At 32.4% G+C, this 14,404-nt stretch carries 14 protein-coding genes; 11 read left to right on the plus strand and 3 right to left on the minus strand.

The window, feature by feature from the left end:
- The first annotated feature begins 51 nt into the window (after positions 1-51).
- The 7 genes from ACNQF9_RS04450 to ACNQF9_RS04480 all read left to right on the plus strand — a co-directional run bounded on the left by ACNQF9_RS04450 (position 52) and on the right by ACNQF9_RS04480 (position 7,947).
- Positions 52-1,122, plus strand: a complete 1,071-nt coding sequence (locus ACNQF9_RS04450; protein ID WP_417959037.1) for a hypothetical protein — start codon at positions 52-54, stop codon at positions 1,120-1,122.
- A gap of 157 nt (positions 1,123-1,279) precedes the next feature.
- The gene (locus tag ACNQF9_RS04455; RefSeq protein WP_417989709.1) at positions 1,280-2,383 is read left to right on the plus strand and encodes an O-antigen ligase family protein; all 1,104 of its coding nucleotides are present in this window, start codon (positions 1,280-1,282) and stop codon (positions 2,381-2,383) included.
- Positions 2,384-2,702: 319 nt separating this feature from the next.
- Positions 2,703-3,818, plus strand: coding sequence for a glycosyltransferase (locus tag ACNQF9_RS04460; RefSeq protein ID WP_417959039.1), 1,116 nt, complete (start codon positions 2,703-2,705; stop codon positions 3,816-3,818).
- A gap of 16 nt (positions 3,819-3,834) precedes the next feature.
- The gene (locus ACNQF9_RS04465) at positions 3,835-4,563 is read left to right on the plus strand and encodes a class I SAM-dependent methyltransferase (protein ID WP_417959040.1); all 729 of its coding nucleotides are present in this window, start codon (positions 3,835-3,837) and stop codon (positions 4,561-4,563) included.
- A gap of 197 nt (positions 4,564-4,760) precedes the next feature.
- On the plus strand, positions 4,761-5,744 hold the full coding sequence (locus tag ACNQF9_RS04470) for a UDP-glucuronic acid decarboxylase family protein (RefSeq protein ID WP_417959041.1): 984 nt from the start codon (positions 4,761-4,763) through the stop codon (positions 5,742-5,744).
- 50 nt (positions 5,745-5,794) lie between these two features.
- On the plus strand, positions 5,795-7,162 hold the full coding sequence (locus ACNQF9_RS04475) for an exopolysaccharide biosynthesis polyprenyl glycosylphosphotransferase (protein ID WP_417989710.1): 1,368 nt from the start codon (positions 5,795-5,797) through the stop codon (positions 7,160-7,162).
- Between the two features lie 2 nt (positions 7,163-7,164).
- Complete coding sequence (locus ACNQF9_RS04480) at positions 7,165-7,947, plus strand: glycosyltransferase family 2 protein (protein ID WP_417989711.1); 783 nt, start codon at positions 7,165-7,167, stop codon at positions 7,945-7,947.
- On the opposite strand, the gene ACNQF9_RS04485 is transcribed toward ACNQF9_RS04480, so the two are convergent.
- Complete coding sequence (locus ACNQF9_RS04485) at positions 7,931-9,241, minus strand: phenylacetate--CoA ligase family protein (RefSeq protein ID WP_417989859.1); 1,311 nt, start codon at positions 9,239-9,241, stop codon at positions 7,931-7,933. The two genes, ACNQF9_RS04480 and ACNQF9_RS04485, sit on opposite strands and share 17 nt — an antisense overlap.
- Positions 9,242-9,372: 131 nt before the next feature.
- Between ACNQF9_RS04485 and purD the strand changes: the two genes are divergently transcribed.
- Positions 9,373-10,647: a phosphoribosylamine--glycine ligase gene (gene purD, locus ACNQF9_RS04490; protein WP_417989712.1), complete on the plus strand. Its 1,275-nt coding sequence runs from the start codon at positions 9,373-9,375 to the stop codon at positions 10,645-10,647.
- A 31-nt stretch (positions 10,648-10,678) separates the two neighbouring features.
- On the opposite strand, the gene ACNQF9_RS04495 is transcribed toward purD, so the two are convergent.
- The gene (locus ACNQF9_RS04495; protein WP_417959045.1) at positions 10,679-10,909 is read right to left on the minus strand and encodes a DUF6341 family protein; all 231 of its coding nucleotides are present in this window, start codon (positions 10,907-10,909) and stop codon (positions 10,679-10,681) included.
- A gap of 202 nt (positions 10,910-11,111) precedes the next feature.
- Here ACNQF9_RS04495 and ACNQF9_RS04500 point away from each other — a divergent pair, with 202 nt between their 5' ends.
- Positions 11,112-11,981: a DUF6427 family protein gene (locus tag ACNQF9_RS04500; protein WP_417959405.1), complete on the plus strand. Its 870-nt coding sequence runs from the start codon at positions 11,112-11,114 to the stop codon at positions 11,979-11,981.
- On the opposite strand, the gene upp is transcribed toward ACNQF9_RS04500, so the two are convergent.
- Complete coding sequence (upp, locus tag ACNQF9_RS04505) at positions 11,976-12,629, minus strand: uracil phosphoribosyltransferase (RefSeq protein ID WP_417959046.1); 654 nt, start codon at positions 12,627-12,629, stop codon at positions 11,976-11,978. The two genes, ACNQF9_RS04500 and upp, sit on opposite strands and share 6 nt — an antisense overlap.
- A gap of 87 nt (positions 12,630-12,716) precedes the next feature.
- Between upp and ACNQF9_RS04510 the strand changes: the two genes are divergently transcribed.
- Positions 12,717-13,322 (plus strand): DUF4254 domain-containing protein, encoded by a 606-nt coding sequence (locus ACNQF9_RS04510; protein WP_417959047.1) that lies wholly within the window; start codon positions 12,717-12,719, stop codon positions 13,320-13,322.
- A gap of 48 nt (positions 13,323-13,370) precedes the next feature.
- Positions 13,371-14,384, plus strand: coding sequence for a glycosyltransferase family 9 protein (locus ACNQF9_RS04515; protein WP_417989713.1), 1,014 nt, complete (start codon positions 13,371-13,373; stop codon positions 14,382-14,384).
- The last annotated feature ends 20 nt before the right edge of the window (positions 14,385-14,404 follow it).

The following is a 14,404-nucleotide window of genomic DNA, read 5'->3' on the forward strand; positions in this document are numbered from 1 at the left end:
TTTTAATATAATATTTATGGACTAAGTACTTTTTTTACACCAAAAGCATCGATGAAAATAGTAGTAAAGACAAACAAAGCGGTATTTATAGGGTTGTTTTTTTGTAATTTAATCGTGGCCTTATTAACGCCTTATATTTTACCGGAAAGATATTTTAATGATACAATAATAATAGTATTTGACAAAGGCCATGAAATAGGCTGGTTTGGGAGTTATCCTTTTGCCATTATGTTTTATAAACTTACAGGTCTGCGTCTGCTTCCTTTTTTTGCTATAGCGCTGATTCAATTTCCTATAGTTACGTACCTATTGTATAAAATTGGAGTGCCTTCAAACTTCCATAAGGTAAACGTGAAAAATATATTGGTTTATATTGCGTTGCTGCTTTCAGGAATATACATGTCTATGCCTACTAAGGAATTCATTACTTTTTTACTTTTTTGTACTATTCCTTTCATATTTCAATCTAATAGGAAACCAACATTTAAAATTATTCTCTCACTGGTTTTAATCGCTTGTTTTTCGTTTTTCAGGCCCTATTATGCATTGCTGCCCATTTTAGCAATAGCAATGTATCTATTGTCCTACATCAAATTTAAAAACAAAACATTTTCAACTGTCTTTTACGGTTTACTGATTGCCATTTTTTTATCACTGAGTCATGGAATTATCAGAGGTGAATACATCTCGAAACTTACACGGGAAAATTATGTCATAAACAACATAAATAAGAACAATATAAACACGGCAATTGTATCGCCAATAGCACAAGACACCTGGTATGGTGAAGCATTTGGTATTGTATACGGTTTTATGGCAGTAAACGTGCCTGTAGTGGAGGCCGTTAAACATGTTTTAGCTCCGCAGGTACTAGCTTTTGTAATCTGGCAATTATTGATTTTTTATATTTTATTTGTTCGGTTTTCTAGATGTTTAAAAAACAGAAAACAATATCAATTTGAGTTGTGGACTTTATTAATTTTGTTTGCTTATTTTATTGTTCAAGGTATATTTGAACCCGATTTAGGGACTTCCATCCGACATAAAATAGGCCTTTTTCCTTTAATATATTTTGCATTGTATTATGAAAATTTCAGAAAAGACATTCAACAAAGTATTTAATTTATTAGTATTATTAATTGCCATTACTTTAATTTTCAGGAAACTATGTACTGTTTTGTTGATTATTTTTGTAGTTTTTAATTTATTTTTTTTTAAAAAAATAAAAATTTCAAAAAGCCAGTTACCAATAATTGTGCTAATAGCAGCTCCATTTTTGATGGAAATGATATTCTTTGTAAATAATGACTCATATGCTCTCGGTTTAAAATCAGTAGAGAAAAGCCTTTCTTTATTGTTTTTACCACTGTTTATAATTGGGAATTATCAGCGAGTTCAATTCATTAAAATTTTGAAAGCTTACAGCATCGGAACAACGCTTATTATGACCTTTTTTTTTGTACGTTTCATAATACTGGATCCCGAGCATTTTTTTAAATACCTCAAGGGGGTTGACCTTTGGGAAATGGGTTATGTGTTTTCTGAGAGTATCGGTATTCATGCACCGGCGCTTAATATGCACCTGGCTTTTGTCGCTTTTTCTAATCTTTATTTTTTGTTGCAAACTTCAAAAAAGTATGATAAATGGTCCAAAATTAGAGATTTAACGCTTTTTATCAGCTCTTTCTTTTTTGTTTTATATGTCAATACTAGAATGGCTTTATTGGGTAGTTTGGTTGGCTTTATTACCGTAGGATATTTCCAAATGTCCAAAACGTATGGGTATAAAATTATCTTTAAACGAGCTGTAATTTTGGTACTATTGATTGGTTCCGTTTTATTTTTGTTCCTACAAAAGAATCCTTACATGAAAGAAAAGTATTCGACTCAAATTTTTTCGAATATGGACAAAGTAGGGAAATTAGATGAAATAGATCATCCTGAAATAGCGGTTTATAGTTCTTTTGTAACGAGAGTATCCATCTGGAAAGCAACATGGGAATTGTCCGTTAAAAACCTTCCTTTTGGAGTGGGAGCATCGGATGGTAAGATTGAATTAGTCAAGTATTTTAAAGAAACGAATCAGATATTTCTAGCAAAATATGAATTTCCAACACACAATCAATTTTTAGATTATTTATTGAAATTTGGAATAATGGGTCCTATTGCTGTCTTATTTTATATTGGTTTTATTGCTTATCTGGGAATTAAGACAAAAAATCCAGTAATTATTTCTTTCTTTTTCTTGTTTTTCACATCGAATCTTACAGATGACTTTCTCCTTCGCTTTGATGGAATTGTTTTCAGCGGATTATGGATTTGTATCTTCGCCAGTTATAGATTGCAACAAAAAAGTCAGTTAGCTCAACTTTCTCTTCAGTAAAAACTTTTTGGCGTAACCTCTTCAATGGTATCTTGTTGTGTCGTTTCCTTTTTCCCACTAGACTATAAAAATAAAGCAACAAGCGTCACAATCAATAACGTTTTTTATTTTAAATAAAAGAAATTAGAATTTTTGTAAAAATCGATGTTTTTTATATTCAAAGAAATGCACTTGAAGTATATAGGGATGTGGTGTAAGTAAGGTGTTTTGGATAAAATCAAGAGCAATACTTTGTAATTATTAAATTAGTAATACATTTGACTTTTCAACAAAACACTAATAAATTAAGGATGATTATTATTCCTTTGCATCAGATACAATGGCCAGAAAAAAGATCGCACATATATTGCATTCTATTGGTGGAGTCGAGGTACATTTAAAACTTGCTTTAACTAATATAAATGCTGGTTTATTTGAAAATATTGTTATTCATGGAACTAAAGACACCGAAAAACCTTTTTTTGATAAAAATGGGGATAAAGTAAAAGAATATAAAGTTTCTCTTTTTAGAGATATTTCAATAGTCAATGATATTAAATCATTATTTCAAACGTATAAAATTTTAAAAAAAGAAAAGCCAAATTTAATACATGCGCACAGTGCTAAAGGAGGAATTGTTGGACGAATTATAGGGAGAGTATTAGGGATAAAAGTGATTTATACGCCACACGCATTTTCCTATTTAAGTACACAAAACTGTTTAAAAAGAAATCTTTTTTTGAATATAGAAAAGATTCTTGCCAATAGAAATACGGTTCTTTTAGCAACATCACAATCTGAAAAAGAACGTGCTATAAAGGAGGTTGGTTATAAGCCAGAAAATGCAATTGTATTCAACAATTGTATTGAACCCATACTTACAATTCAACCCTTAACCATTACTAAAACATGGCCTCAAGATTATATTTGTACCGTGGGACGCCCATCATATCAAAAAAATATAGAGCTAATGATACAGGTGTTGCACGAAGTGAATAAAGAAGCTAAAATTCATTTAATTGTAATGGGAGTGGGACCCGTGTCAGGTCAGTTAGCGTCCGTTAAAAATTTGATTCAGGAGTTAGACATGTGCAATGACGTAACACTTTTAAACTGGACCGAAAGAACCGATGTTTTTAATATCATCAGTCAATCTAAGTTTTATATTTCAACATCCAGATATGAGGGAATGCCTTATTCTATTATTGAAAGTTTGGCGTTATCTAAAGCTTGCGTTGTTACTAATTGTGATGGAAATAAAGATTTGATTATTGATAATTACAATGGATTTGTTATTGAAAATGAGGATGTAATGGGTTTTAAAAGTAAAATTTTAAAATTGTTGACTGATAAAGAATTATTAGATAAATTTTCAAAAAATGCTTTGAATTTGTTTTCCGAAAGCTATAATATCAAAAAAAATATTTATGAACTGGAATCTATTTATTTAGAATAATATTGAAAAAAAATTAATGTATAAAGAGTCTATTAAACAAAAGATTAAGAAAGAAAAGTTTCATCCTGGAGTTATTGGTTTTTTCATTAATTATAATTTTCTGATCCGAAAAGCAATTCGAAGCGCCATAGAAAAAAATGCGGATAAACTTAATGGTTCTTTGCTGGATTTTGGTTGTGGAACCAAACCCTATAAAAAACTATTTGTAAACGTAAAGGAATATATTGGTGTAGATTACAAGATTGAAGGAAGGGAACAAAATTATAACGAAGTAGATGAGTTTTATGATGGCAAAAGAATACCATTTGAAAATGAACGGTTCGATTCTCTTTTGTGTACGGAGGTTTTAGAGCATGTTTTTAATATTGAGGAGTTATTGCAGGAATTCAATAGAGTCTTAAAGAAAAACGGTACGGCTTTAATTACGACTCCTTTTATGTGGGAAGAACACGAAATGCCCTATGATTTTGCAAGATACACAACACCAGCTTTAAAATATTTGTATCAAAAAAATGGTTTTAAGGTGGTTGATCATTTTAAAACAGGAAATTATATCGAAGTGATTTTCCAATTTAATTTAAATTATATAAAGAATATCCTTCCTGGCAATAAATATGTAAGGCAGGTTTTTCTCATTCCTTTTATCTTCAGTATTAACTTTTTTGGTATTGTGTTCAGTCTCTTATTGCCAGTTGATAAAACAGCTTATTTCAACAATGTGTTTTTTCTTGAAAAAGTAGAATAATAAGAGTTACTTCGCCAATAATTGAACATAAGAGGTTGTGAAAAAAATATTTTGCTTTTATTTCTTTCACAATTCTAATGATAAGTTTATTTTTGACGGCATCCTCTCTGAGTGGGCAAAGAGAGTCGTACTTTTAAGTAATTTATTCGCTTTTTAATAGATAAATTATTCCATATTACACAAACTATAAAATCGATATGAAAAGAATACTTATCACCGGGGCCGCTGGATTTTTAGGATCACATCTTTGTGACCGTTTTATTAAAGAAGGCTATTTTGTTATTGGAATGGATAATCTCATAACCGGGGATTTAAAAAATATAGCGCATTTGTTCAAACTGGAACATTTTGAATTTTATCATCATGATATCACCAAATTTGTCCATGTTCCGGGTCAACTAGACTATATCCTTCATTTTGCTTCACCCGCAAGTCCCATAGATTATTTGAAAATTCCAATACAAACCTTAAAAGTGGGTTCACTTGGAACGCATAATCTTTTAGGATTGGCACGTGTTAAAAAAGCCAGAATTCTTATTGCATCTACTTCTGAAGTGTACGGAGATCCATTGGTTCATCCTCAAACAGAAGATTATTATGGAAATGTAAATACCATAGGACCAAGAGGTGTTTATGATGAAGCCAAACGGTTTCAGGAATCTATAACTATGGCGTACCATACGTTTCATGGCGTTGAAACCAGAATTGTCCGAATTTTCAATACCTATGGACCCAGAATGCGTCTTAATGATGGCCGAGTAATTCCGGCTTTTATAGGTCAGGCAATTCGTGGGGAAGACTTAACTATTTTTGGGGACGGAATGCAAACCCGTTCGTTTTGTTATGTAGACGACCAAGTAGAAGGTATTTTCAAGTTATTACATTCCGATTATGTCTATCCAGTAAATATTGGAAATCCAGATGAAATCACCATTAAGGATTTTGCAGATGAAATTATAAAACTGACCGGTACTAATCAAAAGGTAGTCTTTCATCCATTGCCTGTAAATGACCCTTTGCAGCGTCAGCCTGATATTACCAAGGCACGAGAATTGCTGGGATGGGAAGCCAAAATAGGTCGTACAGAAGGAATGAAAATAACGTATGACTATTTTAAATCGTTGTCCAAAGAGGAACTTTCTAAAGAAGAACACAAAGATTTTTCCAGTTATATAAAGTAACAGGTTTTTTTGAAACCGGTAGCACACCCAAAAGGGTATATACGTTAATTATGACCGCATCGCAAACAGGAAGGTATTCAAAGTACATTAGACCCATTAGTATTTCAATAGATCTAATTGTTATTTTGATTCTTGGTTTTTTCTTTTTTAAAGACCTTAATTTTAAGATTGAACACTTTCTTATTTATCAGGTAACTGGATGGGTTACCGTTGCTTTTTTTATAAGATTCTATGGTATATATCGTTTTACGACTCCGCTTGAAATAATCTCAAAAATAGTCAAACAGGGCATTTTATTTCTTTTAATAACCATAGCTTTTTTTCCATTTTCAAAACAAGTCGTTTTTAACGGAATAGTGGTTGCTCTATTTATAGGCTCGGTTATATTATTAATTACGATTTCGAAATTTTTATTGTTTTATTATTTAAAAGAATATAGAATATTAACAGGAAGTAATTATAGAAACGCAGTCATAATTGGATATACTCCTGAGGCTATAGAATTAAAAAATCTTTTTGAAACGAGAAGTGATTATGGGTATCGTTTTTTGGGCTATTTTTCGGATAAGAAATCAAATCAAAACATTAAAGGGAAATTGGTAGATTTGAAGCCTTTTGTACTTGAAAATTGTGTAGATGAAATTTATTGCTCTTTAAACGAGATTTCCAATGAGGATTTAAAAGATCTAATTGATTTTGCAGATGAAAACAATAAAACAATAAAATTTATACCAGATACAAAAGAGATTTTTTCAAAAAATTTAAAAATTGACTATTACGAATTTTTTCCAGTACTCTCTTTAAAAAAAACGATGCTGCATGAACCTGTTACTATGGTATTTAAAAGAATTTTTGATGTTATTTTTGCCATTGTAATTATTTTTATTTTTTTATCATGGTTGATTCCATTATTAGCAATTTTAATAAAATTAGAATCTAGAGGTCCTGTCTTTTTCAAACAAGGAAGACCTGGAATTGATGAAAATGAATTTTTCTGTTACAAACTGAGATCTATGAAAATGAATATGACAACAGAAATAGAAGCCTCAAAAAACGATCCGCGGGTTACCAAAATAGGGCGGTTTATGCGAAAAACAAGTTTAGACGAAATGCCTCAATTTCTAAATGTTTTACTGGGTGACATGTCAGTTGTAGGTCCGCGTCCGCATCTTTGGGCTCAAAACAAAGCCTATGGTAATAAAGTTAAAAAATATATGGTACGTCATTGTGTCAAACCAGGAATCACGGGACTGGCCCAAGTGAGTGGTTTTCGTGGCGAAATTGAGACAGAAGCGGATATGATTAATAGGATAAAATTTGATGTTTTCTATATTGAAAATTGGTCTTTAATTTTAGATTTAAAAATAATTACTCAAACAGTTATCAATATTTTTAAGGGAGAAGAAAAAGCGTATTAAAAATGGAAAAACCACTTGTATCGATAATTACGCCCTCTTTTAATTCTGAAAAATTCATTCTGGAAACAATGAAATCCATTCTGAATCAAACCTATAAAAATTGGGAAATGATTATTGTAGACGATTGCTCTACGGATCAAACGGTTTCCATAATAAAAGAAATTTCTAAGCAAGATAATAGGATAAAACTTTTTCAACTCGAGACAAACTCTGGAACTGGAATTGCCAGAAACACTGCGCTGGACAAAGCAACGGGTAAATATATTTCCTTTTTAGACGCAGACGATTTGTGGAAACCTCAGAAATTAGAACGACAAATGGAATTTCTGAAACAATACAATCTTCCTTTTACGTTCTCTTTTTACGAATGTATTAATGAAGCCGGACAATCGCTTAACAAAAGAATTGAAGCGCCTTTAAATCTTTCTTTCCGGCAGTTATTTTTTTGTAATTACGTTGGCAATCTAACTGGAATCTATGAGGTGAAATACTTTGGCAAAATACCCATTTCGGCTATTCGAAAACGACAGGATTGGATGCTATGGCTTACCATTCTAAAAAAAATAAGAACCGCACAACCTATTCCTGAAAGTTTGGCTTTTTATAGAATTAGAGAAAATTCAATATCTGCTTCAAAATATGAGTTGTTAAAACACAATTTTGCCGTATACAGAACGTTTCATCGGTTGAATTTAGTTGTTTCTATGCTTTGTATGGTTGGTTTTTTATGTACCCAGTTAATCTTAAAGCCACATTATTCCAAGACCATTAAAGCATCGATTTAAATTGCTTTAATTTGCCACGATTGCTTCTTTCTAGTACTTTTTTTCGGGTAAAGCTAAATTTCAAATCTGGTTCAAGATATAAAGCGATCGCTTTTTCGATTTTTTTTATTTGTGCTAAACTTAATTCCGTTTCGCTGACATATTCAATTTCAAAAGTATCTATTTTGGTTTGTTTTATCACAAATTCTTTTACATTACCCTCGTCTTCAATTATGCTTTTTGTGACGTAATAAAATGTCAATCCAGGTGATTTTTTTCCACTTGGCAAAAGAGCGACATCATTGGTTCGACCTATTAATTTTTTGAGAATCGGTTTCTGTAATGTACTTTTATCGTCTAGAATTCCAACATCGCCAATGTCATATCGAATAAAAGGATGTGCTTTATTGAACAAGGAAGTTATTACAATTCGGCCTGCAGTACCGTTTGGAACCGGTTGGTTGTTTTCGTCTAAAATCTCCACAAACAATGTTTCAGAATTGACTTGCCACTCTTGACTTGGGTTCTGGAAGGCAATCAAATCCAGTTCCGAAGCTCCGTATTCATTGATAATAGGGATTCCAAATTGTTTTTCTAAAAGAAATTTGTCTTTTTCAAAAAGCATTTCAGACGTCACCACGGCTACTTTTAAAGTTGGACAAATATCTTTTAATATTATGTTTTTCTTTTGTAAAAATTTGGCAAACAAAACAATTGAACTCGTGTAACCGTTTATATAATCAAATTTCGTGTTTTGAAATTTTTTAAGAATCTTTTCTAAAACGTCATCCGATAAATCAAAAATAGCGAAGCGAAACCGATTGCTCAAAAAATCTTTAAACCTTTCTTTTTTATATCCAATATAATTCATTGGAATGCCATAAAAACGCGCTTGGAAGGATGTATTAAAATCTATGCCGTACCAACCAAAACGGAGCATATTTGAAGCCCATGTCAACGCATGGCAATATTTGTCTTTGGCAAAAATAAACGGGGTTCCACTGGAACCGGACGTTTTATTAATGTAACTGTTTTTAAGAGAGTAACCTTTCGAAAGCCTTTTCAGTAATGGTTTTTGTAAGTTTTTCTTATTCAAAACAGGTAAATCTTCCCAGTTTGTAAAAGTTTTCATTCGAGCTAAATCGCTGTAAAAAGTATTGTTTTGCAAATGAAAATTGACAATCTCTAGCTTTTTATTTTCAATAAAAAACGCATATTCTTTTTCAGAAAATGCTACAATTTTGTGCAATTCGGCTTTAGCCTCCTTCATAGGAAAGCCATTTAGCCGTAAGGATAAGTCGAATAGAGGAACCATTTTAAAGGTATATTTCATCAAAAATAATATTTACCACCAACTAATGAAGGAGAACCAACAACTTTTTAAAAAATAATTATTTTTTAAGTTTAAAAGCAATTATTTTTGCAACACAACTAAACACAACACACATGACAATTTTACTACTGGGTTCGGGCGGAAGAGAACATGCTTTTGCGTGGAAAATGATTCAAAGCCCGCTTTGTGACACACTTTTTGTAGCGCCAGGAAATGCAGGAACTGCTTCTATAGCTATCAATGTTGACATTATTCCAACGGATTTTGAAGCTATAAAATCGTTTGTTATTCAGGAAAAAGTAGCAATGGTTGTAGTTGGTCCCGAAGATCCTTTAGTAAAAGGAATATATGATTTCTTTTTAAACGATGTGGACTTAAAGCATATTCCAGTGATTGGCCCTTCAAAAATGGGTGCACAGTTGGAAGGAAGTAAAGAATTTGCAAAAGAATTTCTAATCAGACATAACATTCCAACAGCTGCTTACGACAGTTTTACTGCTGAAACGGTGGAAAAAGGATGTGAATTCCTAGAAACACTGCAACCGCCGTATGTTTTGAAAGCAGATGGGCTGGCTGCCGGAAAAGGTGTTTTGATTATTCAGGATTTGGCAGAAGCCAAAGAAGAATTAAGAAACATGCTGGTGCATCAAAAATTTGGTGTTGCTAGTTCAAAAGTGGTGATTGAAGAATTTCTTGACGGTATTGAGTTAAGCTGTTTTGTTCTTACCGATGGAAAAAATTATAAAATTCTGCCGACCGCCAAAGATTATAAACGCATTGGCGAAGGGGATACCGGATTAAATACGGGTGGTATGGGTGCTGTTTCTCCCGTTCCTTATGTTGATGCGGTTTTGATGGAAAAAATTGAAACACGTATTGTAAAACCTACAATTGATGGTTTTCAGAAAGACGGAATTCCATACAAAGGGTTTGTTTTTATTGGACTGATTAATGTGAATAACGAGCCAATAGTAATAGAATACAATGTGAGAATGGGTGATCCGGAAACAGAAGTAGTGATTCCGAGACTCAAAACGGATTTAGTGGCGTTGTTTTTGGCTGTAGCCAATGAGAAACTAGATGAAATCACACTGGAAGTTGACGAAAGAAGTGCGACTACTATTATGCTCGTTTCTGGCGGATATCCAGAGGATTTTGAAAAAGGAAAAGTAATTTCAGGATTAGAGCACATTGAAGATTCTATTGTTTTTCACGCTGGGACTAAACTAGAAAATGGCAACGTAGTGTCTAATGGAGGAAGGGTTTTAACTGTAACGTCGTATGGAAATAATTTCGAAGAGGCCATAAAAAAATCTTACCAAAACATAGCTAAGCTAAATTTTGATAAGATGTATTTTAGAAAAGATATCGGGAACGATTTAAAATAGTTTCCAATTATCGTTCACTTTTTTTTAATTGTTACTTTAAGAAAGAGTGAGCGGTAGTATCTTGATTTTCTGTACCTGCATCTTCAAAAATTTTCAATTGTTTGATCCAGTATACCATAGCCGAGGCACAAATAATCATGAAAATCCAGTTAATTGTGTTCGCTGCAAACCAAGAAGTAAGCTCTAGGGAGCGTAAAAAATCTAGCGGTGCAAAAAAGATATTTACAAATAAGTATTGAATTCCTTCGAAAAATGCTTTCATAATGTATAAAATTAATTGTATTAATTGTTTGGAGTAACTCAGGATATTAAAAGTTCTTCTTGCTAAGAATCTTTTTCAACTTGCAGGGTTTACTTTTTAAACAAGTATTATATTTACAAACACAAAAGTATAAAATATCCGTATGATAACAAGTGTTTTTAGAAAATCTACACCATTAAATTTTTCTTTAGTCGTAATTTTAATGCTTTTTTTCTTTTTAATATTCCAATTTCAAGATTTATCCTGGATAAAGTCCTTTTTTTTAATTCTTAAAAAGGGAAGTTTGTTGTGCATTTTACTGGCATCTATTTTTATTACAAGTTTTGTGGCCAAGAAAAACGGACTTAGTAAAGACAGTACCTACACGGTTTTTTTTTACGTTTTGTTCTTACTTTTCTTTCCTTCGGTATTAGATAATACGAATCTCATTATCTCTAATTTTTTTATTTTACTAGCTCTTCGCCGATTGATTTCGTTACAATCTTTGAAAGCCTCGAAAGAAAAAATATTTGATGCTTCCTTATGGATTTTTCTGGCGGCACTATTTCATTTCTGGAGTATAGTCTTTATTGTATTGGTTTTTATATCTATAATTTTCCATGTTTCCAGAGATTACAGGAACTGGATATTACCCTTTATTGCTTTTTTTGTAGCGGGAATTATGTTCCTGCTTTACGCAACAATCTTTAATTTAAACGTCATTGAATACATTATTAAAAGTATAGAAGTAAATTTTGAAATTAATTATTTCACTAATAATTATCAAAATGGTGCTTTATCAATTTATGCTACAATTGCATTGTTTTTTGTGGTTTCTATGTTTGTTACTTTATCAAATAGGCCACAATTGTTGCACACTTCCTTTAAAAAAGTTATAGCTTCTTTTTTTATTGGAATTCTTATTTATGTGATATCGGCTAATAAAAGTAATGATTTGTTAGTGTTTACGTTTGCCCCTTTAGCAATAATGGCCACAAGTCATATCGAAATGCCTCAGCTTAGGTTGAAGCAGGAAATGGTTCTATTTGTACTTATTACGTGTAGTCTGTTTGCTTTTTTCTCTCAATTATAATTTTTTACCGTACGCTAAATCACCGGCATCTCCCAATCCAGGAACGATGTAACTGTGTTCATTTAATTTTTCGTCTAATGATGCTACCCAAAGATGGCAGTTTTGAGGTAAGTGTTGCTCCAGATAGGCAATTCCTTCAGGCGCTGCAATCACAACGGCAATGTGAATTTCTTTAGGGTTTCCACTTTCCATTAGTTTGTTAAACACTGCCACGATTGACTGTCCGGTGGCCAGCATGGGATCTACTAAAAGGAGGTTTTTGTTATTCATATCGGCAATGGCTTGGTATTGCACTACTATATCAAAATAATCGTCATTGTTAGGGTGGTGCCTAAAAGCAGACACGAAACCATTCTCTGCATTGTCAAAATAATTCAGAAAACCGATGTGTAAGGGCAGTCCTGCACGCAAAATGGAACATAAAACCAATTGATCCTTAATTTCAGAAGTTTTTTTTATGCCTAATGGTGTTTGGATCTCTACAATCTTATACTGCAATTCTTTACTCAATTCATAGGCCATTATTTCGCCAATACGTTCAATATTTCGTCGGAAACGCATGCTGTCATTATGGACATTTACATTCCGAATTTGGCCTAAAAAATGATTTAGGATGCTATTGTTTTCTGATAAATAATGAATTTGCATATTTATATTTTGTAATTAAACTTATACTTAATTTTATTAATCTATAAAAGTATAAAAAAGTATCTTTGTCCTTTAAAATATTAAGATATGTTTTCAAAATTAGCGTACTCCGTATTCGAACAAAGTATTAAAGATTATCATCAATTTGATAATGTTGACCAACCCATTAACAATCCTTTTCAAAAAGATAAATTTGAACATTTATTGTATCACAAAAACTGGATTGATACGGTTCAATGGCATTTTGAAGATATCATTCGTGATCCAAATATTGATCCTGTAGCTGCTTTGACATTGAAAAGGAGAATCGATGCTTCTAATCAAGAACGCACGGATATGGTGGAATATATAGACAGTTATTTTCTTCAAAAATACAGTCATGTAAAAGTAAAAGACAATGCAAAAATCAACTCAGAAAGTCCTGCTTGGGCATTTGACCGATTGTCAATTTTAGCCTTGAAGATTTATCACATGAACGAAGAAGCCACTCGTAAAGAGGCTTCACAAGAACATAGAGATAAATGTCAGGCAAAATTGAATATTTTATTGGAACAAAGAACCGATTTGTCTCTGGCGATTGATGATTTATTGACAGACATTGAAAACGGAGATAAATTCATGAAAGTGTACAAACAAATGAAAATGTACAATGATGATGATTTGAATCCTGTTTTGTACCAAAACAAGAAGTAATTTTTGACAAATCCAGTATTGTCAACTACCATTAAACATATAGCCGTCATGAGACTTTCCGCAATGGGAGATGTCGCCATGACGGTTCCTGTTTTACGTGCTTTTGTAAACCAGCATCCACAAGTTAAAATCACGGTCATTTCCAGACCTTTTTTCAAACCTTTTTTTGAAGGAATTCCTACTATTGCTTTTTTTGCTTTCGATGAAAAAGAACGACACAAAGGATTTTTAGGATTGTTGCGTTTGTTCCAAGATTTAAAACGTTTAAACATTGATGCTTTTGCGGATTTACACAACGTTTTGCGCTCTAAAATCATCCGAAACCTTTTTGCTTTAAGCGGAAAAAAAGTAGCTTCGGTAGATAAAGGAAGAGCAGAAAAAAAAGCATTGACGCAGTCCGAAAACAAAGTGTTCCAGCAACTGCCAACGATGTTTGAAAGACACGTCAAAGTATTTGAACAACTTGGTTTTACTGTTGATTTATCGCATGCAGTTTTTCCTCAAAAAGCAATTTTGAGCCCAGAAATTATAGGGTTAATTGGAGATAAAAATCACAAACTAATAGGAATTGCTCCTTTTGCACAATACGATTCTAAGGTGTATCCGTTGGATTTAATGCAGGAAGTGATTGATAAATTAGCTTTGGATACAAGTCATACTATTGTGCTTTTTGGCGGTGGAAAAAAGGAAATCGAAATTCTGGATGTGTTTACTTCCAACAAAGAAAATGTCATCAATATGGCGGGAAAAATCAAATTTTCGCATGAATTACAGCTCATTAGTAATCTGGATGTGATGCTTTCCATGGATTCCGGGAATGCGCATATTGCGGCAATGTTGGGTGTAAAAGTCATTACGCTTTGGGGCGCTACGCATCCATATGCGGGATTTTTACCGTTTAATCAACCTTTAGAAAATGCTTTGTTTTCGGATAGGAATCAGTTTCCAAAATTGCCCACTTCGGTGTATGGAAATAAAAAAGTTGCAGGTTATGAAGATGCCATGCGCACGATTGCTGTTGAAGATATAGTTGAAAAAATTAAAATTGTTTTGAACCGTTAAGGAATTTAGAAAAATTAAGT

The sequence above is a fragment of the Flavobacterium amylolyticum genome (assembly GCF_048284335.1).
Classification (GTDB): Bacteria; Bacteroidota; Bacteroidia; order Flavobacteriales; family Flavobacteriaceae; genus Flavobacterium.